18 protein-coding genes and 1 tRNA gene are annotated in these 24,106 nt (G+C 60.4%); 12 read left to right on the top strand and 7 right to left on the bottom strand.

The window, feature by feature from the left end; all coding sequences use genetic code 11:
• Nucleotides 1-40: 40 nt before the first annotated feature.
• Together R8L07_19355 and R8L07_19350 are read right to left on the bottom strand one after the other, a co-directional pair.
• Nucleotides 41-1,222, bottom strand: coding sequence for a substrate-binding domain-containing protein (locus R8L07_19355; GenBank protein MDW3207699.1), 1,182 nt, complete (start codon nt 1,220-1,222; stop codon nt 41-43).
• A gap of 300 nt (nt 1,223-1,522) precedes the next feature.
• On the bottom strand, nt 1,523-1,984 hold the full coding sequence (locus R8L07_19350) for a response regulator (GenBank protein MDW3207698.1): 462 nt from the start codon (nt 1,982-1,984) through the stop codon (nt 1,523-1,525).
• A 256-nt stretch (nt 1,985-2,240) separates the two neighbouring features.
• Between R8L07_19350 and R8L07_19345 the strand changes: the two genes are divergently transcribed.
• The 3 genes from R8L07_19345 to R8L07_19335 all read left to right on the top strand — a co-directional run bounded on the left by R8L07_19345 (nt 2,241) and on the right by R8L07_19335 (nt 3,267).
• Nucleotides 2,241-2,546 carry an ETC complex I subunit gene (locus R8L07_19345; protein ID MDW3207697.1) on the top strand — a complete coding sequence of 102 codons (306 nt, stop codon included), beginning with the start codon at nt 2,241-2,243 and terminating at the stop codon, nt 2,544-2,546.
• Nucleotides 2,547-2,595: 49 nt separating this feature from the next.
• Nucleotides 2,596-2,672 (top strand) — tRNA-Arg (locus R8L07_19340).
• A gap of 223 nt (nt 2,673-2,895) precedes the next feature.
• The gene (locus R8L07_19335; protein ID MDW3207696.1) at nt 2,896-3,267 is read left to right on the top strand and encodes a Nif11-like leader peptide family RiPP precursor; all 372 of its coding nucleotides are present in this window, start codon (nt 2,896-2,898) and stop codon (nt 3,265-3,267) included.
• A 126-nt stretch (nt 3,268-3,393) separates the two neighbouring features.
• Here R8L07_19335 and R8L07_19330 read toward each other — a convergent pair whose 3' ends face one another.
• Nucleotides 3,394-3,969, bottom strand: a complete 576-nt coding sequence (locus R8L07_19330; protein ID MDW3207695.1) for a septation protein IspZ — start codon at nt 3,967-3,969, stop codon at nt 3,394-3,396.
• A 14-nt stretch (nt 3,970-3,983) separates the two neighbouring features.
• Between R8L07_19330 and R8L07_19325 the strand changes: the two genes are divergently transcribed.
• The 3 genes from R8L07_19325 to R8L07_19315 are packed head-to-tail and all read left to right on the top strand — an operon-like array spanning nt 3,984 to nt 9,572.
• Nucleotides 3,984-8,432 carry an ATP-binding cassette domain-containing protein gene (locus R8L07_19325; protein ID MDW3207694.1) on the top strand — a complete coding sequence of 1,483 codons (4,449 nt, stop codon included), beginning with the start codon at nt 3,984-3,986 and terminating at the stop codon, nt 8,430-8,432.
• Nucleotides 8,420-8,659 carry a hypothetical protein gene (locus R8L07_19320; GenBank protein ID MDW3207693.1) on the top strand — a complete coding sequence of 80 codons (240 nt, stop codon included), beginning with the start codon at nt 8,420-8,422 and terminating at the stop codon, nt 8,657-8,659. The genes R8L07_19325 and R8L07_19320 overlap by 13 nt, the downstream gene beginning before the upstream one ends.
• Nucleotides 8,643-9,572 carry a GNAT family N-acetyltransferase gene (locus R8L07_19315; GenBank protein ID MDW3207692.1) on the top strand — a complete coding sequence of 310 codons (930 nt, stop codon included), beginning with the start codon at nt 8,643-8,645 and terminating at the stop codon, nt 9,570-9,572. The genes R8L07_19320 and R8L07_19315 overlap by 17 nt, the downstream gene beginning before the upstream one ends.
• Before the next feature lie 68 nt (nt 9,573-9,640).
• Here R8L07_19315 and R8L07_19310 read toward each other — a convergent pair whose 3' ends face one another.
• From R8L07_19310 to R8L07_19295, 4 genes are all read right to left on the bottom strand, one after another.
• Nucleotides 9,641-9,847 (bottom strand): hypothetical protein, encoded by a 207-nt coding sequence (locus R8L07_19310; GenBank protein MDW3207691.1) that lies wholly within the window; start codon nt 9,845-9,847, stop codon nt 9,641-9,643.
• A 283-nt stretch (nt 9,848-10,130) separates the two neighbouring features.
• Complete coding sequence (locus R8L07_19305; protein ID MDW3207690.1) at nt 10,131-10,400, bottom strand: hypothetical protein; 270 nt, start codon at nt 10,398-10,400, stop codon at nt 10,131-10,133.
• A gap of 222 nt (nt 10,401-10,622) precedes the next feature.
• Nucleotides 10,623-10,895, bottom strand: a complete 273-nt coding sequence (locus R8L07_19300) for a Nif11-like leader peptide family RiPP precursor (GenBank protein ID MDW3207689.1) — start codon at nt 10,893-10,895, stop codon at nt 10,623-10,625.
• Between the two features lie 130 nt (nt 10,896-11,025).
• Nucleotides 11,026-12,078: a helix-turn-helix domain-containing protein gene (locus R8L07_19295; protein ID MDW3207688.1), complete on the bottom strand. Its 1,053-nt coding sequence runs from the start codon at nt 12,076-12,078 to the stop codon at nt 11,026-11,028.
• Between the two features lie 255 nt (nt 12,079-12,333).
• Here R8L07_19295 and R8L07_19290 point away from each other — a divergent pair, with 255 nt between their 5' ends.
• The 6 genes from R8L07_19290 (at nt 12,334) to R8L07_19265 (ending at nt 24,075) form a co-directional block, all read left to right on the top strand.
• Nucleotides 12,334-13,611: an NHLP bacteriocin system secretion protein gene (locus R8L07_19290; protein ID MDW3207687.1), complete on the top strand. Its 1,278-nt coding sequence runs from the start codon at nt 12,334-12,336 to the stop codon at nt 13,609-13,611.
• A 3-nt stretch (nt 13,612-13,614) separates the two neighbouring features.
• Nucleotides 13,615-15,807, top strand: a complete 2,193-nt coding sequence (locus R8L07_19285) for an NHLP family bacteriocin export ABC transporter peptidase/permease/ATPase subunit (protein ID MDW3207686.1) — start codon at nt 13,615-13,617, stop codon at nt 15,805-15,807.
• Between the two features lie 6 nt (nt 15,808-15,813).
• A complete protein-coding gene (locus R8L07_19280) occupies nt 15,814-18,807 on the top strand; it encodes an NHLP bacteriocin export ABC transporter permease/ATPase subunit (protein ID MDW3207685.1) in 2,994 nt (997 codons plus the stop codon).
• 21 nt (nt 18,808-18,828) lie between these two features.
• Entirely contained in the window at nt 18,829-19,377 is a 549-nt protein-coding gene (locus R8L07_19275; GenBank protein MDW3207684.1) for a cyclic nucleotide-binding domain-containing protein, read from the top strand.
• Nucleotides 19,378-19,700: 323 nt separating this feature from the next.
• Nucleotides 19,701-22,988, top strand: coding sequence for a Vps62-related protein (locus tag R8L07_19270; GenBank protein ID MDW3207683.1), 3,288 nt, complete (start codon nt 19,701-19,703; stop codon nt 22,986-22,988).
• Nucleotides 22,972-24,075, top strand: coding sequence for a TAXI family TRAP transporter solute-binding subunit (locus R8L07_19265; GenBank protein MDW3207682.1), 1,104 nt, complete (start codon nt 22,972-22,974; stop codon nt 24,073-24,075). The genes R8L07_19270 and R8L07_19265 overlap by 17 nt, the downstream gene beginning before the upstream one ends.
• Nucleotides 24,076-24,106: the final 31 nt, after the last annotated feature.

The following is a 24,106-nucleotide window of genomic DNA, read 5'->3' as shown; positions in this document are numbered from 1 at the left end:
GAGCAGGGGCAGGCGCCGATACGGTGCCCGCCCGTGCAGATCAGTTGCGGATCGGAATGTCCATTTCGTCCATACCGATTTCACGCACCAGAACCGGAACACCATAGTCCTTTCCGTCCTGAATTTCGGTCCGGAAGTGGTACATGGTCTGCATGGCCTGGTGATCTTCCTTACGGAACCGCATGGTGCCCTTCGGGGTATCCCATTCCATGCCTTCCATGGCCGCAATCAGCGCTTCGGTATCTTCTGCGCCACCTGCCTTGCGGATCGCTTCCACGACGGCAATTCCAGCCGCCATTCCGCCCGCGGTGAAGAAGTCCGGGGGCGTGCCGAACCGATCGAGATGCTGCTCCACAAGCCAGTCATTCACCGGGTTCTTGGGGATTTCGTAATAGTAGTAGGTGGCGCCTTCCATGCCGGGCAGTTCCTTGTAGGCCGTCAGGGCCGCCAGAATGTTGCCGCCGGACGCGATTTCGATGCCGAAACGGGACGGATCCATGGCGTTGAGCTTGCCCATCGGATTGCCGCCACCGGCCCAGATGATGAAGAGCTTCTTTTCCCCCTCGATGTCGGCCATGGCCTGAAAGATGCGTTCGGCCGCGGCGGTGAAATCAGTCGTGTCTGTCGGTACATATTCTTCATGCGCCAGGGTCGCCCCCGTTGCTTCGAGGGCTTCCTTGAAGGCGGCGACACCGTCCCGGCCGAACGCGTAATCCTGCGCCAGTGTGGCAACGGTCACCCCTTCGCCGCCCAGTGCCACGGCATTCGCGATGGCATCCTGTGACGAGTTGCGCCCGGTCCGGAAGATGAAACGGTTCCAGTTTTCGCCGGTGATCGAGTCGGCCACGGCCGGTTCCACGATCAGGATGCGCTCGTATTCTTCAGCGACCGGCAGCATCGCCAGTGCGACGCCGGAGGACACAGGCCCGACGGCTATATGAGCGTCATCGTCACCGAATGCCTCCGCCAGCATTGCCTTGCCGAGGTCCGGTTTCACCTGGGTGTCCTTTTCGATGACGACGATCGGCTCGCCGTTGATTTCCATCGTGCCGCCCGTTGCGTATTCAAGCCCAAGCATCAAACCCTGGTGTGACTGTGCGGCATAGGCCTCCAGGGCCCCGGTCTTGCCATAGACATGCGCAATTCGGATTTCGGCGAGTGCCGTCGTCGCCAGCATGGCGCTTATCGAAGCGGCCAGCCCCACCATGAACGTTCTCTTCATCTGGATAGTCCTCCCTGTTTGTATGTTCTGGGCAAATTATGAAACATGAATCAATATTCATGTCAATGTGGAAGACGATTGATTTCGCCGTAAGCGGGCAGGGGATCGAACGGACCTGTGCTGAATGCACGCACCAGGGCAAATGCCGACGCGGTAACGCCCCCTGTTCATGGAGGCTGCTGGGGAGAATTACGGGGGGCGATACAATCCCACCCGGTGGACCGCCGCCGTTCCGGGGCTCTGCACCCTTACGAAAGAATGGAAACTGGGGTGACCCGGAATCGGTCACCGTCGGCCGAACTATTTCAGATCCCAGGTATCGGCGGCCTTCGACGGCCGGGCATCCTGATCCATAAGCTTCTGCGCAATGCGCAGGGCCTGGTCCAGTTTGGCACGGAGTTGTCCCGACGAGATCGGCTTCACCAGATACCCGGCGACGCCCAGGCTACGTGCCATGGCGACAAGGTCCGGATTGGCATGCGCCGTGACGAAGACGAAAGGTATCTGGCTGTTATAGATAATCTTTTCTTCCCGGACGGTTCGCATGAGCTCCATGCCGCCCATCGTCGGCATTTCCAGATCGGCGAACACGATGTCGAAAGGCCGTGCCTCCAGATGGGCGAGGGCTTCAACGCCATTCTCCGCCTCCGAAATGGACGCAACGCCTTCGTTCCGCAGCAGCTCGCGAAGCAGCATTCTCACCGGCGCGTTGTCATCGACGACCAGGACGCGGCATTTCGATTTCTGAAGCATATCAACCATTCGGACAGACCGTGCTTGTGCCATTGGGGGCGAAAAGACGCTTTCTGAATTTTTAATCATCCGTACCCCTTCGGTCCAGTTGCGTTGTCGAGAACCACAAAATGATCCGAGACGGGGGCGGCCAGGGGGATGACCCTCGATAACGTCACGCCGGTTATTAAGGTGAATTTGAACTGTGCTGCGGGCTGGAATGTTCCAGTCGAAGCGTGGTATGACCCCATCCGACACGGAAAACGGCCTCGCTAGGGAGGGGACAATGGAAGTCAGGATCTTCAAACCGGCGAAAACCGCTATGCAATCCGGGCGCGGCAAGACCCGGGATTGGATTCTGGAATTCGAACCTGCCGATCCAGGGCGTCCGGACGCATTGATGGGATGGGTTGGCTCCGCGGATACGCGCAAGCAGGTGCGTCTGAGCTTCGATACCGCCGAAGAGGCAATCGCCTATGCCGAAAAGCACGGCTACGCCTATACCGTCGAGAAGCCGAAGGACCGCCGCATCAAGCCGAAGGCCTATGCGGACAACTTCTCGAATGGCCGCAAGCGTCCCTGGACCCATTGACCGTTGACCAACCGCGGGGCCGAGACTAAGAGCTCCTGCCGCGGTATCCGGCCCCGTAGCTCAACTGGATAGAGCACCCGCCTTCTAAGCGGATGGTTGCAGGTTCGAGTCCTGCCGGGGCCGCCAAGCTTTTTTGTGCGGCTGGCGGTCAGCCAACGCTTTCAAGCCCTTCCAAGTTTGGTCATTGGATTTTGTTCCGTCATTGCCGGCAATGGCCGGAGCGAGACAAAATTGGTTTCGGCTGCAGATGCTCCGCACCAGATAAGGGAAGCAGTGAAATGATTGCCCTTTATGGGGCGGAGTTTGCGGATTTTTGGACGGTCAGACAACCGGTTGGGGGCGTCTGGACATGGCATCAATTTCCGACCGAGTGGGAACATGGTCTTTAAAGCGCGGTGGCGTCCAAGGATTGGCGCTTTCGAGCAAGAGCCTGGTGGAGGAGACTGATATGACCCGTTCGCATGGTGCACAAAAGAATGTGCTGAAATTCCGTCAACTCGTCGATTCCGATCCTAAACTTCAGCACGAAGTCGCCCGTCATGTCGGCAATGGCACCTGGGATTCTTCCGCGATTGTTGCAATCGGTAGGAGCATGGGATTCGATTTTGATGTTGAGGATATTGTAAGCGGAATGGATGAGGACGACGAACTGTCCGATTTTGAACTCGAACTCGTTGCCGCCGCCGCGCCTACTCAATGCAACGATGCTGGTTTGAATTAACCAGCGGGCGTGCCGCAACTTAATCCGGCCGCTGAATACCGTCCGGCGGGGTGCTGTCGAGGTACCGCAATCGGCCGCTGACCTGACCGCGTAAGAACCTTTCAAGCTTTGTCAGGCGTGCCTGGGTCAACCGCCAGCACGATTGTCTGTTGCCTCCTGCCAGTAGCGCGGTGCGATCACACGTGTGATTGCGATGTAGCCAACGATGGAAACCGGCGTCATGCCGGCCTTGAATGTTGCCCATATATCGACATCCAGCGTGCGCCAGATCAGTTCGTTCAATCCTGCCAGAGACAGTGCAAGCGCAATCCAGCAGATGGTCAGGATTCGCCACCCCCGGTCGCTCAGCGCCACCTGGCCGTCAAGGGCCCGGGCGAGAAAGCTGGGCCGAAAGAAGAGACCGATCCCGAGGGCGGCGGCGAACAGGCACTTTCCGACGGTTGGCTTGATCTTGATGAAGACCGCATCATCAAGGGCCAGGCTCGCACCCCCCAGCACCAGGACCAGAACAAGCGTTACGAGCGCAAGGATCGGGACACGGCGCTCCATCGCGAGCCCAACAACGACTGCGAGGGCCGTTGCCGCCATCACCGCCGCAGTCGCGGGCATCAAACCCCATGCGAAGTTCACGACCAGGAAGACAGCCGCCGGAAACAACTCCAGCAGTATGCGTCGATTGAGATAACGCTGCGCAAAGGTCACGGCAGTTCCAGTTCATGATGGCAACGCCGAGGATGTCCCTGATGGTTGCCGTCGAAAGGTCTTACCGGACCCGGGCGTCGAGGTCTATGTCCTCCAATGACTGTGGGACCGTACTTCGGTGGATCCAGGGGCCAGCCCCGTTTTGCCGGTTTTGCGGTCGACCCGAATGGGCAGACAACCGGTTTGGTACGGACGGTCATGGTTGTTCGCCGGACGTTTGCGAGAATCCACTGTCTCTTTCCAAGGTGGGATCAGGCGTCCGGGGGAGTTGGGTGAGACCGTTTCCGATCCATTTGCAAACCCAATCCACGGAATGTGGACTGGCATCCATGGGCATGATCCTCGCCCATTACGGCCGTCATGTGGATCTGGAGACGTTGCGGAGGGTTTCCGGCGTTTCACGCGACTGCGTCGACGCCAAGGATCTGCTGCGCATCGCCGACCATTTCGGCCTCGACGCGCGGGTCGTCCGGACGGAGCCGGACCGGCTTCAACGCTTCGGTTTTCCCCTGGTCGTGTTCACCAATTTCATCCATTTCACAGTGGTCGAGGGGATTGACGAACGAGACGTTCAGCTTGCCGATCCTGGATTTGGGCGCTTCGTAATGTCGCGAGAAGAGTTCGATGAGAGCTTCACGGGCGTCGCACTGTTCTTTTCTCCCTCGGAAAGATTTCGTCCCGGCGGTGTCCCGATCACGCTGTGGCGCAGGATCCGGCGGCAACTGAATCATTGCCCGCCCGGTCTGATCCTGACAGCCCTCGTGTCGCAGGCGATCTGGGCCATTCCGTTGTTGCCGGCACTGCTGGACCTGGCCCGCCAGACCGGCGCGGAAGACGCGAGTTTCATCGGTCTTGGCATTGCGGGTTTCTTGGGCTCGGGGATGGCACTGGCCGTTTCGGCCTGGGCATCGGCGCGGGTCGAAGATGAATATTGCCGGGATCGGCTTTCAGGAATGGCCCGGCATGTCCTGGCGCAGGCTCATGCCTTCTTCGTCTACCGGGTACATTCGGTTCTCGCGCAGCGCATCGGGGGCCATGATGCGCTCGCCGAGACGCTGTTTCGAGTTCTGTTGCCGGCGGCAGCGGCCGTGGTCGCAGTTCCCTTGTTGCTTTCCGCCCTCGCCGTGGTGCATTTGCCTTCCGCGGTGTTGGCTGCGTTTCTGGTCGGGCTGTTTCTCCGGCTCAATCTTGCGGCGGACAAGGCGGCCGGTCGTGAAGGGCGCGTACGACAGGACGATCGTGACGCGCACTGGATGAAACTGTCGCACAGCCTGGAGAACTTCGAATCCTTCAAGACCAGCGGCGGCGACCGGGAGTTCTTCAAGGACGCGATGGGCCTTTGTGCCCGCCGGCTCGATATCCGACAGCGCACCGGCCTGATGAAGGGGGGCGCAGAACTATCGGCCGACCTGACATACTTCCTGATGTGGCCGGGGGTGCTGATCTGCTTCTGGGTATTTCCCCCGGCATCTGATGGTGCTGTGCGAACTCTGATAGCCACATTTGCTCTGATCACCCTGTTGCTGCCGCCGTTGCGCGCCTTCGCCCGGTTGCATGGCCGCCTTGATGCTTTGCATTTCATGCTGCCACCGCTCGACGATCTGAGCGACTGCAGTAACGAGTTTGAAGCACCGCACCCGCCGATGATCTGGCCGGCGCGTGGTGCGGCACTCTGCCTCCGGGAGGTGCGTTTTGGCTTCTCGTCGGTGAAGCCGCCCTTGTTCGATGCTGTTACCGTCACCGTGCGACCCGGGGAATGGGTCGCTCTGACCGGGCCATCTGGCGGTGGAAAGTCGGCCCTGGCGGCGTTGATGATCGGATTGCACCGGCCCTGGGCCGGTATGGTGCAATTGGACGATAGACCGATCAGCGCCATCGGCACGGCTGATCTGGCCCGCCGGATCGGTTGGCTCGACAAGCATCCGTTCTTCGCGCCGGGCACCATCCGCGACAATCTGTGTCTTTGGGACAATGCCGTGTCGGAGTCGGATTTGGAGGCTGCCGTAGCGGATGCCTGCCTGGAGGACGTCATCGCTGGATTTCCGGCTGGCCTCGACACGCCGTTAGCTCCGCGTGCCGCCAATCTGAGCGGCGGGCAGAGGCAGAGGCTGGAACTGGCGCGGATCCTGACCCGTAATCCCGGCCTCGTCGTGATCGATGAGGCGACGGACGGGCTCGATCCGGAAACAGAACGGCGCGTCTTTGAGAACCTTCGCAGACGCGGCGTGACAGTATTGGTCATCAGTCATCGTGCGTCGACCCTCTCTGCCTGCGATCGAACGCTGCTGTTGTCCGAAGGGCGGGTTGCTTCTGACGCATCCATGACTGCTGTCCCCTTGTCTGAATCCAGGCCGGATCCTTACACGGGGTCAGAACAAGGGGTGACGAGCCATGCGTCGTCCATGACCCTGCGAACTGGCGATCTGACCCGGGTCTTCGAACTGGCCGCCAAGGCATCTCGTATTCCCGCCATCACCATCCCCGCTTGCTCCCAGAAGGGGACGGCGCGAAGCGTCCTGATGGACTTGGCGCGACACAATCAGTTGATTTTGCGCCCGGTGAGATTCGTCGTGGCGGAATGGTGGCGGCGTGATTGCGGTCCGCTGATCGGATTCCGCAAGCAGGACGGTCGACCGGTCGCGATCCTGCCGAATCCGTCTGGGGCCGGGTATTTTCAAGATCCCGACGGCGGCACGTTTCTGCTGTCCGATGGGGCCTCCGAACTGATGCCGACCGCCTATCGGATCTATCCGCGTTTCGCACAGAAAGTTGCGCGAGCGCGCGATTTCTTCCGGTTTCCTTTGCGACCGGTCGGGAAGGCGATGTTCGAAGGCGTTGTGTCAGATCTGTTGCTTGCCGGGTTGCTGGCTTGTGGGCCTGTCGCTGCGCTATTCCTGCTTTCAGATGGGGGCACACCGCCGGGTCATTGGGGCATCGGAATTGCCTTCTGGGCGGTCGCGATCGTTGTCCTGGGGGCGACACGCCTATCAGCGCAGCACCGGGTTGAAGGCATTCTGGAACTGTCGGCCCATTCAGCCCTCTATCAGCATCTGATGCGGATTCAGCCGCTCTTCATTCGGAACCGCGCGCCGCAGGAAGTGAACCGCAGCCTGCAGGCTATTCCGGAATTGTTGAACGTTCTGCGCAATGGCGCTTCGCGCCGCCTCGTTATGGGGGCCACTGCTATCCCGTGCCTTATTGTCGTGGCCGTCCTCACGCCTCAATCCGTCGGCCTTGCGTCGTTTCTATTGACCCCGTTTGTCGTCGTTCCAGCCTTGCTGGCCTGGTGTCGCTCGGACGCGGCTGCAGCCGTCCTGCGGTTGCGTCCTGCCGGTAGAGTGTTCCTGGCCGCAATGACCAAGAGTGCTGCCAAGCTCCGCCAGTCCGGGCGGACAGAAGCCGCACTTGGCGTCTGGGATAGATTGGTCGACACGGAGTGCGGACCCGCCCATCAGGTAAGACGATGCGAGACGGTGGCTGAAGCCGCGCTGCAATGGTTTGCGTTTGCCGTTGTCGGATGCTTCGCCCTGACACTACTGCGCAACAGCCCCGTAACGACCCAGGGGGGCGCATCGATACTGGCCTTTCTGCTCGCCGCAATCGCGGCCTGGCAGGTGTCGGGGGCACTGTGCGAGATTATACGGATCGGTCCGGCTCTGCGGCGCCTGCAAAGGCTCGCTGATGCCCCCGTTGATCCTCCATCCCCGACGGGGGTGGTGGCCGCGGTTGGAACCGACGTCGGCAGCCTTGATCTGCGACAGGTTGGTTACCGGTATCCGGGCGTCGCGCAGCGGGCGGTCGACGGCGTCTCGCTCCACATCGGGCCGGGAGAAATCGTCGCGCTTACCGGTCCATCCGGTTGCGGCAAATCCACACTGTTGCGCCTGATACTTGGTTTCCTGTCCCCGGATGAGGGGCAGATCCTGCGCGAAGGCAAGCCTCTCGTTGCGACCGATATTTCCGCCTGGAGGGAGGAGGTCGGCGCGGTGTTGCAGGACGACGAACTGGAACAAGCCATGACGATCCGGGGGCATATCGGCGGTGATGAAGATTTCACGCTTCCGGAAATTTGGGAAGCCGCCAGGCAGGCGCAGTTGGAGCCCGATCTGGATGCGATGCCGATGGGGATACAGACCATTGTCGATTCCGAACGCATCTCGACCGGTCAGAAGCAACGCATCCTGATCGCCCGTCGACTTATCCGGCGGCCAAAACTGCTGATCCTGGATGAAGCGACTAATGCCCTGCCGGATGCTCAGCAACTGGAGATCTTCGCTGCAATCCGGGCGCTTGGTATTGGCTGTCTTGTGGTCTCTCACCGTGCCAGCGCCCTTGGGCTGGCCGATCGCGTGTATCGCATGGAGGGAGGTAGCCTCGTTGCCGAAAATGGCGCGCCAACCAGCCCCGGTGCCAGTCTCGTTCCCGAAGAGACCCGCGAAAGGACGCCCGAATGGATGCCCTGAAATTTCGAAAGCGCCCGCTGTTTCGTCAGCAGGCGGTGGATCGCTTTATCGGTGTGCACGGCGATGGCCGGATGCCGGAACTCCTTCATCCCGGCCGGTGGCGCGTCCTGCGGGTTGCGCAGGCGGCCCTGATCCTTGGAGTGCTGCTATGGATCACGGGTGGAGTCCTGATGGCAGAGGACAGCGGAATAAGGTCGGGAGGCGCGATCGATGTCGGCCATGATTAGGATCGAGCCAGTTGCCGGCGCGACGGCAAGGGACTTCATCACGATGACATACCCGCGCTTCCGAGAGTTGCTCACCTCGGATCCGTCGCCTGACAATTCCGATAGCAGGGTTGAAGCATTCGGCGCCTATTTGGGGGACCGACCGGCAGGGCTCGTGCTGATGCGGCCGGAGCGGGCGTCGAAGGAATCCGAACCGGAAATGCGGATCCTGTCGATCATGGTGCAACGGGCCCAGCGGCGACAGGGCATTGGGCATGCTCTGATGGACCGGGCCCAGGAAGCGGCGGGCGCTGCGGGACTGTCATGCCTCGTTGCCTACCACTCTGACCGTATGCGAAACCCGGATGTCTTTGAGGCCTTTCTGGCGGCACACGGATGGTCGGCACCGAAACTGGTCGAATTCCGACTGGCCGGTCATGCGGACTGGACTGAGCGGGCGTGGCCGTCCTGGGCACCGATGTTGCACAGGTTCGCGAGACAGGGCTACGCCGCAACGCCGTGGGAAAGCCTGACCGACGCGGATCGCGAAAGGGCCGACAGCATCGTGTCAGACGACTGGCGTTTCGATTACCGCCGGTTCGAACCGCATTGTGACCCACGAATTTCGATCGTGCTGCGACGCCACGGAGAGATCGTCGGCTGGGTGCTCGGCGAAAACCATGCGGAGGACGGCTACTATCACTACACCAATGGCTATGTCGCGCCAGAGCTTCAACGGAAGGGGTGGCTGGTCGCCGGCGTCTACGATGTGTGCCGTTTTCAGGCCGAGGCTTACGGACCGAGGTCAGTCGCGGTTTATGAGACCTATGGGGAGAATCCGGGCATGATTGGGATCATGCAGCGTCGGCTTAAGCCATTCACCATATGGACGGATTCACGCTTTGTGGGGCGGCGGGTGCTGGACGGGCTGTAAGGGCCATAGAGGATGTTTCCCGCTGCAAACTGCCATGCCGGAGACGCCGCTCCACAGGACTCGGATTGCTAGGCCCGAATATTCTGGTCGTTGCAGTTGATTGGCACCGCTGCGGCGACAAGTTCCAGCCCGAAGTCGGAGAGTTCGTCATCCTGTTCCATCACTGCCTGGATGTCGGCCGCCGTGAAGTCCAGTCCCCGCGCATGGCCGATGCGAACGATGGCGGCGGAATCCCAACCGCCGTTTCCGACATGGCGCGCGACCTCGGATTGCAATTTTTGGCAATCGTCAATTAAGGGCCGAAATTCCAGAACGTTTGAATGCCCAACCGGGATATCAGTCATAGACTTCTCCTGTTCACACTATTCGGCTGCGGCTTCCAAACGGTCACATTCGACTGATGCCCTCCCGTGACAGAGGGATCATCGTCGTCCCGACACGTGAAAAGAATATGCCCGGTTGTCCCGATCCGTTTACATGGCGTGTCGTAGCCCGGATGGAGTTCTGAAAAAACTCCTGCCGAGATGGCGCTGAGGCTCGAGGGCCAGCTATGTGGCGTTATGCGCCGTCATTGTTGCACGAAACAGGGTTGGCGGCAGCCACGAGTTCCAGTTCGAAGTCGGAAAGCTCGTCGTCCTCGTCCAGAACATCGACAATGTCGTCGGCACTGAAATCCAGACCCTTGGTGTGCGCCAGATCGACGATGGACGCGGCGTTCCAAGTCCCGTTCCCGACATGTTGCGAAACCTCGGCCTGAAGCGCGGGATCGGAGTCCACCAGGGACCGGAATTTCAGAACATTCGCATGCCCAGCGGCGTGATCGGTCATCATTCTCTCCACAATGTAATGGCCGAAGGTTCGTCCAAGCCGGACGCGATCGGCGCACGCCCTCCCAATGGCAGGGCAATTATCGCTGTTCGGAGATGTAGCGACCATGTCCAAGCATCCAGAAGACGTTGCTTAGTCGCGCCCGGCCCGGGGCCGATTCGAACAGTCGGGGAATAGGGGCCGGCGGATCGGTTTCCGGGCCCGAACAACCACTATCCTGACTTACAAGCCGTCGTTGCCGCACTGCGTAGGGCCGCCGGCAGCAGCCACAAGCTCCAATTCGAAATCCGACAGTTCATCGTCTTGATCCATGACGGTTTCGATGTCGTTTGCTGTGAACTCCAGTCCGTGATCGCGCCCGATCTGCACGATGGCCGTGGCGTTCCAGCTTCCGTTACCGACATGCTGCTCGACATCGGCCTGAAGCGCCGGATTGGCTTCCAGCAGGGATCGGAATTTTAGGACATTCTCTTGCCCGGCAGAGTTATCGGTCATCAATTTCTCCAGTTGTTTGGCCGGGGACAGTCCATGTCGCGCGTCTCCGGGTTTTTGCCCTCCCTAGACGCCGCCACCATTGCCTCTGATCGGCGCTATGCCCATGCCCGAACATCCAGAACCGGTTATGTCAGAGTTCCCGGATCCAGGATGCGAAGCGGTGGCGATAATGCTGGCCATGGTCGCTTCCGTTTCCGCCATTGAGACAGGCTTCCAACGCGTCACGGCGGAAGGCACTTGGGTTGATCCCGAAGCGTTCCTTGAAGGAGCGGCTGAAATGCGGTTCGGTCGAGAACCCGCACTTGAACGCGATGGTTCCGATAGCGAGTTCGCTGAAAATCGGGTTCGACAGCATGCGCATGGCCTTCACCATGCGTCGTTCCCAAACATAGCGGGATACGCCCTCATAGGGCTTGAAGATACGATAGAGCTGCGATCGGGAAATCCGGAACAGACCGCATAGATGTTCAGGGGAAAGGGGTTCTTCAATGTGCGCGTCAATGTGACGGAAGATGGATTTGGCGAGACCGGACGATACCTCGGGCGACAGATCCTCGCTGAACTGTCTCTGCGACAGCCAGCATTCCATCAGCCCGATCGTACCTTTAAGCGTCGCGCCTGAATCCTGCACCGTCATATCGCCGACATTATGCCAGATTGATTGGAGGTGGCTGGCGAGAAGCCGGATGACCGGGCTGGTGCTGGGCAGACGCCTGGCATGCAGACGGGTCAGGATATCCGATAGTGCGGGATGCAATTCGCGCGGCAGAACAAGTGTCAGGTTGGAAAAATCCGACGTTACCATGCTGTGCGGCTGATCCAGGTCGATGATCAGCATGTCGCCGGCCTGAATCGTCTCACCGTCCCGCGTCCGGCCGCCGCCATGAAGAAAGACCTGGATCAGGAAGTGCTCCATCTCGTCCCGTGCGACACGCTGTTCGGAACGCTGGAACAATTGTGCGTCGGCCGTGGTTACACCGAAAACCGTACCGGCCATGCTGCAGGCGTCGATCCGCGCCCGCGCGATGCTTTCCTGACGCCCGCCATCGACTGCCGACAGATCGAAGAAGACGCCCATATTCTCACGCCAGGCATCCAGCCGATCGTTCGCACCGAAACTCTGGGTGTCGAAGCTCAGCCGTGGGATGGGAATGGGGTTGTTGTCATCAACGATCTGATTCATGCGCCCAATTCCGGGTGATGGATTCCACGGCTCATCGATAGCCTAACAGGTTCCTGGCCATGAATATTCAAGAAATGGCCGATATCGTCGGTTGGGCTGCCCGTCGAAACCTTCACGCAATGCTTTCGAGACATTCAGACAAGTGCAGCCAACCGTCTGAACCCCCTGCGATGCTAGAATCCAACCAGTTTGCAATTGGTTATCCCGGCTTTCATCACCATGGCGCGGGATGTGGCGCGAAAGGTGGCGGACCACATGGCACGGCAGATATTCCGTCAGGCAGCGTTGGACAGGCTTTCATCGCCTGAGCAGTTGGATCGGGTCGTGCCGGTATCCGATCCGTTCGGCTGGGTCACGCTGTTGACTTTGCTGATGCTGCTGACGGGGATCGTCGGATGGGGAATTTTCGGACAGATTCCGGACCAGGTCTCGGGGAAGGGCATTTTTGTGACCTCGGGCGGGCGCATTCTCGATGCCATGGCGCCATCCGGCGGAACCGTCGTCGCGCTGCTGGTCGATCAGAACGATGTGGTTGTGAAAGGCCAGGAGATAGCCGTCCTGGAACAGGATGCACTCCGTCAGGAGGCCGAGAGCGCGCGTGAGGTTCTGGCCGGGAGGCTACGCGAACGCGCGGTCCTGGAGAGGAACTACGATCAGGAAGTTGAACTGAAGTCCGGCAACTTTGAAAAGCAGAAGGCCGCGCAGGAAGGGATCATTCGGGCCGCGCAGGCGCGCGCGGAATCGCTGTCGGCCGGTTTGGACAATCTGGCGGCACTGGCGGCGAAAGGATATGCGACACGGGACCAGTTGGACACAAAGACCGCCGAATACAATGCGTCCCTGCAGGATATCAGCACCGCCCGGAATCGCATTCTGGAACTTGAATCCGAATTGCTGAGCCTTCATACGGCGCACGCCAAGAGCCTGACGGAAGTCGATTTGCGGGTCGACGAGGCCCGACACCGTGTCCGTGAACTTGACGCCCGGCTGACCCAGGAAGCGCGCATCCTGGCACCGACATCGGGGCGGGTGACCGAACTCAAGATTTTTGAAGGCGCCGTGGTCCAACGCGGCACCGCAATCGCCAGCATTGCTACGGACGGTCAAGTTCTCCAGGCGATGATGTTCGTTCCAACGAAGGACGGGAAGCGCGTCGTGCCGGGCATGACGGTGCATCTTTCACCGTCAACCGTGAAGAAGGAGGAATTTGGTGCCCTGCTGGGTCGGGTAATCGAGGTTTCGGACTATCCGGCGACGCGGGACGGCATGTTGAGCATCCTGCAGAACGAACAACTGGTCGGGGCCTATTCCGAAGAAGGTGCGCCCTATGCGGCACGGGTGGACCTGATATCCGATGTCCAGACGACCAGCGGCTACCGCTGGACATCGGGGACGGGACCGCCGGTGCCGATCACAGCCGGGACGACGCTGGAGGCGGAAATCACGGTTTCCGAGGACCCGCCGGCCAATCTGATCGTGCCATTCATCCGCAGGCATACCGGCATCGGATTCTGGTCCGGTTGGACCTTCTGATCGATGACGACAGCACTGAAAAGCATCAAAGGCCATGCACGGCGGCGGCTGTTTGGCAACCGGGCGCGGACTCCGACCGTCCTGCAGATGACCGGCGTTGAATGTGGCGTTGCGTGCCTTGCCATGGTGCTCGGCTATTACGGCCGTTGGGAATCCATTGATGCGCTGCGGGTGGCGGCGGGAGTCACCCGGGACGGGAGCAAGGCCAGCAACCTTTTGAAGGCCGCACGGCGCTTCGGTTTATCCGCCAAGGGCTTCAAGAAGGAACCGAAAGCGCTGCCGGACTTGCCGGTCCCCTCCATTATCCACTGGAACTTCAATCACTACGTGGTGTTTGAGGGGATACGGCGGGGATACGCCTATATCAATGACCCCGCGTCCGGCCCTCGCAGGCTTCCTCTGGACGAGTTCGGTGAGTATTACACGGGTGTGGTACTGGCATTCGAGCGCGGTCCGGACTTCCGGAAGCAAGGAGCGCAGTCCAGCTTGATCGGTATTCTGGCGCAGCGGCTCCGATCGTCCGGTTCGGCGCTCGCCTTCGTCGTTCTGGCCAGTCTGGCTCTCGTCATTCCCGGCATTGCGATTGCCGGTTTCTCAAAGATATTCGTCGATGAGATTCTGGTCGACGAGAAGGAAAGCTGGCTGGTTCCGCTGGTGATCGGGATCGTCGTAGCGGGAATGCTGCGTGGCGCCTTCACCTGGTTGCAGCAACGCTACCTTCTGCGGCTGGAGACCAAGCTGGCTCTGACCATGGCGTCCCGCTTCCTATGGCGGTTGATCCATTTGCCTGCTGCATTCTTCGCTCAACGGCATGCCGGCGACCTGGCCGACCGCATGGCGGCGAATGACAGGATTGCCATGCTGTTATCGGGGCAACTGGCGACAAATGTGATGAATCTGGGGATGGTCGTCTTTTACGGACTGGCCATCGCCGTCTATGACTGGATGATGTCGGCGGTCGGTTTCACCCTGGCAGCGGCAAACCTGATCCTGCTGAAAGTCCTTTCCCGCCGCCGGGTGGATATTAATCGCGCGCTGATGGCGGATAGCGGCAAGCTCGCCGCGGCAACGGTCGGCAGTATCCGTTCTTCGGAAAACCTGAAAACCAGCGGCATGGAGAACGACGCCTTCCGGACTTGGGCCGGATATCAGGCGAAGATGCTGGATTCGCAGCGGGTGATCGGTCTGACAAATGTCTTGCTGACCGCGTCACCGGTTCTGACCGGTGCGTTGACCACCGCGGCGATCCTGGGCATCGGCGGCATGCGCGTGATGGAAGGGGCTCTGTCCATCGGCTCGATCGTTGCGATCCAGTCTCTGATGCTCAGTTTTGTCACACCGATCGGCGCGCTGGTCGATCTCGGCGGGCAGTTGCAGCGTGTGCGTGGTGACATTGCGCGGCTCGACGATATCGAAGCGCATCCCATGCCGGCGCCGTCTCCGCCGGAATCCGAATGGCAGGGGCCGCCGGTTCTGAATGGGGAACTGGTCCTGACGGATGTCACTTTCGGGTATAGCCCGCTCGACCCGCCATTGCTGGACGGAATTTCCCTTTCCGTGGCGCCCGGGTCCCGTGTCGCGCTGGTCGGCGGGTCGGGCAGTGGCAAGTCGACGATCGGACGGATCGCCGCCGGGCTTCTTGAGCCGTGGAGCGGGACTGTCGCGGTGGATGGACATCCGTTGGAACGGATTCCGAGGCACGTCCATGCCGGCTCGGTCGCCTATGTCGACCAGGACATATTTCTGTTCGATGGGACTGTCCGTGAAAATCTAACGCTCTGGGACGATGACGTTTCCGCGCAGGAACTGACGCGGGCGTTGGCAGATGCCGAGATTCGCGACGAGGTCATGAGCCGGTCCGGCCAGCTCGAATGCCATGTGGAGGAAGGGGGGACGAATTTCTCCGGCGGGCAGCGCCAGCGTCTGGAAATCGCCCGTGCCCTGACACAGGACCCGCGTATCCTGATCCTGGATGAAGCGACCGCGGCACTGGATACGGTGACGGAGAAGGCGATCGACGACAATCTGCGGCGGCGTGGTTGCACCTGCCTGATCATCGCCCATCGCCTTTCGACGATCCGGGACTGCGACGAGATCATCGTGCTGTCTCGCGGCCGGATCGTCGAACGCGGCACTCATGACGCCCTGATCGGGGCCGGCGGGACCTATGCAACCCTCATCGCGGATGAGGAGTGACGCGTAATGGACCGGACCCTGTCCAAAGACCAGCGAGCGCCTTACCCCTTCGCCGCATCGGAAACGGACATTCGGGAGGTCGGTTCGAACAATCCGATCTTGTTGATCGGTACCGGGGACAGCCTTCGTGTCGTCGACGGTCATGTTGACGTCTTTGCCGTGGAGGTCGAAGGCGTGGTTGCGACCGGTATGCGGTATCCGATTTATCGTGCCAGGGCAGGGGATGTCGTTTTTGGTCTCTGCGACAATGAAATTCCGAAAGAAGGACCGGACGGGCAGACCCGACTCGCCTTGCTGGCCGTCGGCACTGTCGGGACGCGTGTCCAGGTCGGGTTCGATCTCGACGGCATGGACCCTTCGTCTCTGGGGGAGCGTCTCGATCGGTTCGTCGCCGGGCTGTTGCGTGGCATTGAACAAAACCGTCCGGCGCAGCGGGAGGTAGTTGTCGAGCCCGGCATGTCCGGCAGTTTGAAGCCGGGCGAGGCCGCCTTTGCCACCGGTCGCCGCCCGGTATGGCTTGCGGGTGGGGCCACAGCGGAATCCGGTGACCGATTGCTGCTACAGGATCGTCTCGCCGGACGGGCCGACTGCCTACCGGTTACGGCGTCTTCCTGGGTCGGGGCTTCGGAGTTCACGGATTTCAATGCCCTGGACATGGCGACGCTGATCGAACGGGGTCAATGGCGGCCGGTCCTGACCAGGTTCCTCGAAATCTATCAACGGGCCCTGTCCGACGTATTTTCTGAGCGGGACGATCTCGCCCAGCGGCGCCTTGAACGCATTGTGTCCGCGGAAGGGGCGGCGCTAGATCGTTCCATCCGGGATCTGGCAGCGATGCTCGGAAGACCGGCCTTTGATCTGTCGGACATTGATTTCGGTGGGAACGGCCTGCACGCGGCCTTTCGCGTTGTGCTGAAAGCATTGGGCGTAGGACTGGGTGATGCACCTCGCGCCGCGCCGCCGCGTCCCGGCATCGACCCGCTGGAAAATCTGTCGCTGAGCTATCGCGTCCGTACCCGCAAGGTGCTGCTGCGGGACGCGTGGTGGCGCCATGACAACGGGCCGCTACTGGGGTTCATGACCGAAGGCGGAGAGGCGGTCGCGCTGATTCCGGGTCGGGCGGGAGGGTATGTTCTGATTGCCGGTGCGACCGGTCACCCAATGCAGGTCGACCGCGCGGTGGCAGACGGTCTCTCCGCAGACGCCATGATGGTCTATCGCCCTCTGCCGGCTACTATCGCGTCGCTGAGGGACATTCTTGACTTCATACTCCCTTCGCTTAGGGCCGACTTCCGCCGCATTGCCCTGATGGGTCTATGCGGCGGCGTGATCGCGGCAATGACACCCGTCCTGACCGGGCATCTGATCGAGACCGTGTTGCCGCGTGCGGATTTCCCCGGGCATCTCCAGATCGTACTCGCCCTGGTTTTCGCCGGCTTCGGTGCTGCGTCGTTCGAAGCGGTCAAGATCGTTGCGCTGTTGCGGGTCGAGGGCAGGGCGGATCTCGTCCTGCAATCCTCACTGTTCGATCGGCTGCTGCGATTGCCGACCCATTTTCTGAAGCGCTTTACCACCGGTGATCTGACCGACCGGGTCCTCGGCATCCAGACAATTCGACAGACATTGAGCGGCACCACGGTTCAAAGCCTTTTGGGAGCAGTCTTCTCGATCTTCAGTCTCGCTTTGCTGTTCTACTACAATTGGCGCCTTGCCATTCTGGCCAGTTGCATGATCGCCCTATCCGTGGCGGTCGTCGGGTTTCTGGGGCACCGGCAATTGGTTCACGAGCGGGCTCGGATCACGCAGCAGGGCCGGGCGGAAGGCTTCGTTCTCCAGGTGCTGTCCGCGATCGGCAAGCTGCGGGTGGCCGGTGCTGAAAAGCGCGCCTACGCCAGATGGGCCGGCCTCTACGCTGCGCAGAAGCGCTGCTTCGTTCAGGCACGGGCGTTGGCCAACATGCAGACCGTCTTCCAGTCGGTCTTTCCGGTCCTGGCAACCGGGGCGATCTTCGCCGTAACCGCCGTCGTCATGGAAGATGCCGCGCAGCAGCAGCAACTCGACATCATGACCGCCGCGACAGGTGAGGAAGCCGACGAATTGATGTCGACCGGCGATTTCGTCGCCTTCAATGCGGCATTCGGTCAACTCATGCTTTCGATGACCGCACTTGTGTCAGCTCTGACCCGAGCCTTGGTCGCGGTACCGATGTTCGAACGACTTCGCCCTGTTGTCGAGGAACCGCTGGAAGAATCGGACGGCGCCCGCGCGGCGGTTCGACTGCGGGGCGCGGTCAATATCAGCAATGTCAGCTACCGGTATTCGCCGGACAGCAAGCTTGTCCTGGACGATGTCAGTCTTTCGATCGATGCGAACGAGTTCATTGCCATCGTCGGTCCTTCCGGCAGCGGAAAGTCGACCCTGGTGCGGCTGATGCTGGGGTTTGCAGAGGCCGAATCCGGGGAGGTCCTGTTCGACGGCATTCCCTTGCACAGCCTCGAGCTTTCCTCATTGCGCCGCCAGACGCAGGTGGTGTTGCAGCATGGCCGACTGTCGGGTGGCAGCATCTTCGCCAATATCGCCGGCAACGGTACGCTGACCGAAGAGGACGCCTGGCGCGCCGCTCGCATGGTCGGCCTGGCGCCGGATATCGAGGCAATGCCGATGGGCATGCACAGCGTCGTGACCGAAGGCGTAAACACACTGTCCGGTGGTCAGCGCCAGCGCCTGTTGCTTGCCCGCGCCCTGGCACAACATCCAACGATCCTGGTGCTGGATGAGCCGACAAGCGCACTCGACAACACAACTCAGGATCTGGTGATGAACAGTCTGCGGCATCTGACCGGCACCCGGATCGTGATCGCACACAGACTGTCGACCGTTCGGCATGTCGACCGGATCCTGGTGATGGATCGGGGGCGGGTGGTCCAGCAGGGGCGCTTTGAGGCTTTGCTGGCGGAGGATGGGCTGTTCGCCGAAATCGCGAAAAGACAGATGATCTAGATTGGGTGCAGGGAGACAGTCATGCGCAAGGTTCTCGTAATCCTTGGTCAATTGAAGGACACCGATGCCGAATGGATGGCGCGCGCCGGGCAACGGGTGAAATTCGAAGACGGAACCGCGCTGATCCGACAGGGCGTGCGCGGCACCAGCATTTTCTTCCTGTTGGACGGCAGACTGCGCGTCGAGGACGAGAAGATTGGATTAATTGCGCGGTTGGGGACCGGCGAGATCGTCGGGGAGATGTCGTTTGTGGACGAATCCCCGCCATCGGCGACGGTTGTGGCCGACGGCCCGGTCACCGTCCTGGAACTGACACATTCCGAAATCGAACGCCGTACCCAGGATGACCCCGCCTTCGGTATGCGGCTCTACAAGGCGCTCTGTTTCTTTCTGGCGGATCGTCTGCGCGGAACGGTGCGGCGTCTGGGGTATGGTGAAGCGGTAACTCTGGACAGCGAGGAAGTCCTGGAAGACGAGTTGGACGAAAAGCTGCTGGATCAGGTCTCCCTCGCCGGTGATCGGTTTGACCGCATGCTGAAGCTTCTGTCCGGCAGTGCCGCCCACCACTAGAGATCCGATGGACATCCGGCAGGGTTTCATTCGCCACCTTGCATCGGCGCGGTGTCGGCCGACGAAAGTTCACGCCAACCTGCGCACCGGGATGAGAGGACATCGCGCCGGGAGGCGCTGCCTCCACATGGACTGAGCATGACTATCATTTTTTGAAATGATTATATTACAAGAATAAATTTATTTGTTCGTTAGCGATCCGATAGGATTCCCAAAGGCTTGTGACCGTCACTGTCCAAGGAGCTTCAGGTCATTCTCCCGGCTCCTCACAAGGCGGGTCAAGGCGACGGGGCGCGAAGGGAATTCGGAGAGGAATGCTAACGATGTCATATTCCATACTTGGTCGCTGGACCGCAGCCGGCGCGCTTCTGGGGTTCGTGTTCAGCGCCGCCGTTCCGGCATCTGCCGCGAATATCCGCTGGGAGGGATGGGGTAAGGGCAGGGAAGTGGCCGCCGGCAAGATGGTCAAATGGAGCATCAACAAATCCGGCCAACTCTACATGAATTTCGCGCGCTCCGGCAGCGGCTGGACCGAATGTCCACGCCCCAACAACTTCTACGCCACAAAGGTAGCCGCACACGGGTCGCAGGGGTTGGCGGCGTCGGACAACCGCCGGGTCATCGTCTACGACAGAAATCTGTCGAACGGGCGCTGCGAAGCCACCAGCGAACTGGCGGAGGCGCCGGTACTGGTCCGGGATCTGGCCTATGACGGACAGACCCCATACATGCTCGGCGAAGACGGTGAGGTCTATTTCTTCGACAACAGGAACTGGCGTCTGCTTAGCGGCGGCAAGAGTTCCATGTCAGCCGTGAAGATGATGAGTTCCATGACATCCAGCGGCAAGAACAAGCGCGCCCCGGGCAAGGTGCTTTGCACGCTTCCGACGAAATCGAAATTCTACATTTTGACGGATGCCAAGCACGGGCGCGGCCTGATCGCAGGAAATCGCAGTCAGCCGGAGCACAATGCGATCAACCGGAACACCCAGCCCTATGACGATGAGGCTGTCTGGAACTTCGAGAAGGTCGAAGATGCGTGCCTGTTCCGGCTGCGCGACAGCACCAATCCGGAGAGATATCTCGTCGCCGGGGATTCCCACGACAATCAGATTTATCTGCAGCCGCATCAGGACCGCACAAATGCGATGTGGCGCCTTGTCAGCGGAGAAGATGGTCGGGTGATGCTGGTCGATTACAAGCACGGCCGGGCGCTCGTCTCCGGACAGAACTTCGACGGCAGTGTCTATCATCAGGATGTCGAGCAATCACTTGTATTGCGGAATCGGCCGGAGCAGTGGTGGACCCTGCATGTGGCGCAGCCGCTGTACTATGAGAAAATCACCAAGGGCCCGGCCTGCAAGTTCCCGCAAGACGGCATCTTCCGGCTCGACGATGCAAAGCATCGGAAATCGCTGCGCTGGAAGGATGGCAACCACGGTGATGGTTATCTTTATGAAGCGGCGGAATGGCGTATCGAACTGGCAGACCGCAAGGAATGCAGCGTCTGGCTCGTCTCGCGAGACGGCAGCCAGCTGTTCGCCGCCGGCGACGGCTATGATGGCCGCATATACGCCAAGCCCAACAATCCGGAATGGCGCGCCAAGGCAAACGCCCGATGGCGCTTTGATCTGCAGCGGGGCGGCGGGTTCACGATCACCGACGTCAAACACGGCCGGCAACTGGTCGCCGGTGACAGATATGACGGCAAGATCCATCATCAGGAATGGAACCGACGCAAGAACGGCCTCTGGACGGTCTTTCAGATCAAGGGACGTAATCCGCAGCAGGCGGTTGTCGTCATGGGTGACGGCAAGCCGGATTCGATCGCCGAACAGCCGATGCGGATTTCCGCGGATCCGGATAACAGGCGGCTTTGGTTCGCCGGGTCCGGGCATGGGGCGCTGTATGTCGATCTGAACAAGAACAGCTGGTCGGTCTTCAAGCAGGACGCCGTGGACATCCATGTATCGATGAACGGGATGCCCTGGTATCTGAGTGCCGATGGGAAGATCATGCGGCCCCGGGCTTCCGGCAGTGGCAACGGCAGTTGGAAGGATTTCGAAAGCCTGACATCCGGCATTATGCGCTTCGATGTCGACATGCTGGGGTATCCCGTCGCCATCCAGTCAGGCAACAATGACCAGATCCTGCACACCTTCCCGGGGCGGGACGACACGGTTCCGGGGGCCAGCAGCTGCAAGCCCAAGGAACCGTTTTCCTGGGTTGCGCTGCACGCAAAGGCGCAATACGGCAAGCTGGAAGAAAACATCTCGGCGACGCTGACCGCGATCAGGAACAATGATCTGAAAGGGGCAGCCGGTGCCTTGGGCAAGATTGCCTCTCAAGGCAGCCCCTATGGGCAGGTCTTTACCCTCGCCGGGGCCCTGACCCAGGAAATTCCCCAATCTCACATGAAGACGATCGGAAAGCTCGTGGAGGATTTCGGTTCCAAGGGAACAGAATCCTGGGCGCGTGCCGTTGCCGGCGACATTGAGGAAATCCACAACCTCAAGAAGGACGTTCTCACCAACCTTCTGAAGGGCGACGTAAACGCGGCTGCCAGGCGGATCTACGAAACGCCCGTGATCAAGGATTATCTCGTAGGACCGATCTTTGAGGTGGACTGGAGTCAGGATCCCTTCCGCATCTATCTGGAACTGCGTGTGAAATACATCTTGCGCGCATGGAAGCTTAAGGGCGAGTTGAGCAAGTATACCCCCGCCGGTGCTGCCAAGTATGGCGCTGGCAAGGCGGCGGAGATGGCACTGAAGGAATTTCTGGCCCAGCACGGTCCCGAATTCGCGAAAAAGGAACTCGGCCTCACCGGCAAGGAACTGGAAGCCTTCAACAAGGTCATTTTCCTCACCGTTCAGGGCTATGACGAATACATGGCGGAGCTGGACCAGGGGATCGGCAGCGAGCCGTCGGGTCTGTATACCGAGGCGCGCGTCAAACCGGCCAAGGCTGAATGGGTGTGGAGCGATCGTGGCTCGGGCGGCGACAATGACGGCTCGTTCTGGCGCCCGCGCCTGGACAACCCCAAGGATTGCATCAGCCTGGGCGACTATATTCAGAGCGGCTATGACGAACCCCGTGAACTGCGCCAGATCTGCAATGCCCGGAAGGGTAAGGGAGTCTGGTGGGAGTATCCGGAGGATTTCGACTTTGTCTGGAGTGATCGCTGTTCCGGGGCGAAGACCGACGGGTCCATCTGGATGCCGCGCTGTCCGGTTGGCTTCACCGCCGTCGGCTTCGTGACCAACAATACGTCCGATCTAAAGCCCTGGCCGGACTCCATTGCCTGCATCAAGGCAAGCCCGTCCACCGTGTCGTATGTCGATATGGAAGACATGAAATGGGTCTGGAACGATCGTGGGTCCGGCGCGACCTTCAATGTCGAAATCTTCAATCGCGACTTCGGCGGTGTGCCGCTGATGTATGCCTATCCGGATTACATGGATGCCGCCCAGGCGAAGGAACAGGCGTACTGGCGCTCCATCGCACCGGTCGGCGATGCCAAAGCCGCGCAGGCTGCAATCGATGAGCGATTGAAGGCTCATCGTCCGCCCGCCGTGGAACGCGCCGTTGTGAATGCCCTCGGCCAGTAGTGACCTCGAGACGGGGGAGGCGGCGATGAGCATCAGCGCAATGGGCCGGCCAGCGGAAGGGACAGATCTCCGGAATCTTTTTTTGGCTGGAATCTTCGCAATGACTGTTGCCGCCTCCCTGATGGGCGTCATCCCTCCCGCGGTGGCGATGGACAAGTACATCGCGCTTGGGGCGGGAATGCAGGCCGGCGTCTCGCATGAAGCGGGCCTGAACCTGTGTGACGGAATCAATTCCGGACGTCACGGACATGGTGTGAGATGCCGGACCTATGCGACGGGGGGCTCGATCTTCAACATCAATGCGCTGCGATCCGGCGAAATGGATGTGGTGATCACGCGCGCCGATCTGGCCTATGAGGCATATCGTGGGGAGGGTGCCTTTGGAGAAGACGGCCCGTTTCCGCAGATCCGGGCCATCGCAACGGTCTATGACAGCCCGATGGTGATACTGGTCCCGGCATTCTCCGACATCGAAACCCTGGAGGATTTGCGGGGTCGGCGCGTCAATGTCGGCAATCCCGGGTCGGGAGAGCGCGCATTTGCGCGTTTGGTCTTCGATCTTGCCGACTGGAACGACAGTGATTTTGAAATGGTGCACGAACTGCCCCGCGATGCAGCAGGGGATGCCTTCTGCAACGGTGCTGTTGATGCTGTATTCCAAGCGCTGCCGGTTCCATCGGAATTCTATGATCGTCTGACGCAGGAATGCGATGCACGTTTTCTGACCCTGACAGCCCAGGAACTGGTCGATGTCCTGAATTCGGGTCCGTTCTTTGAAGTCGCGACGATACCGGGCGATGTTTTTCCCTGGAATTCTGACGACATCGTGACCGTCAGTACGGAGGTCGTCCTCGTTTCCAGCACCCAGCTGCATGACGCGACCGTGTCCGTGCTCGCCCAATCCCTGCACGCATTGGAGATGGAGGAGGCCAGGACCCGTTATTCCCGGGCACGGCGCTCGGAAACAAAGGACCTTGTAGAAGCCGGGGACGTTCTGCCGCTTCATGCCGGTGCGGTGGAATATTTTCGTGCGGCCGGAATTGAGTTCGGTACCGGGCGCACTAGTGTTTCCGGCTGGTGGGAGTAGGGGGCATGATGACCACAGTCTGCCAGCTATT

This window comes from Alphaproteobacteria bacterium (assembly GCA_033344895.1).
Lineage (GTDB): Bacteria > Pseudomonadota > Alphaproteobacteria > UBA8366 > Aestuariispiraceae > Pacificispira.
The sequence above is the reverse complement of the archived record's forward strand: the minus strand, read 5'-3'. Positions and strand labels throughout refer to the sequence as shown.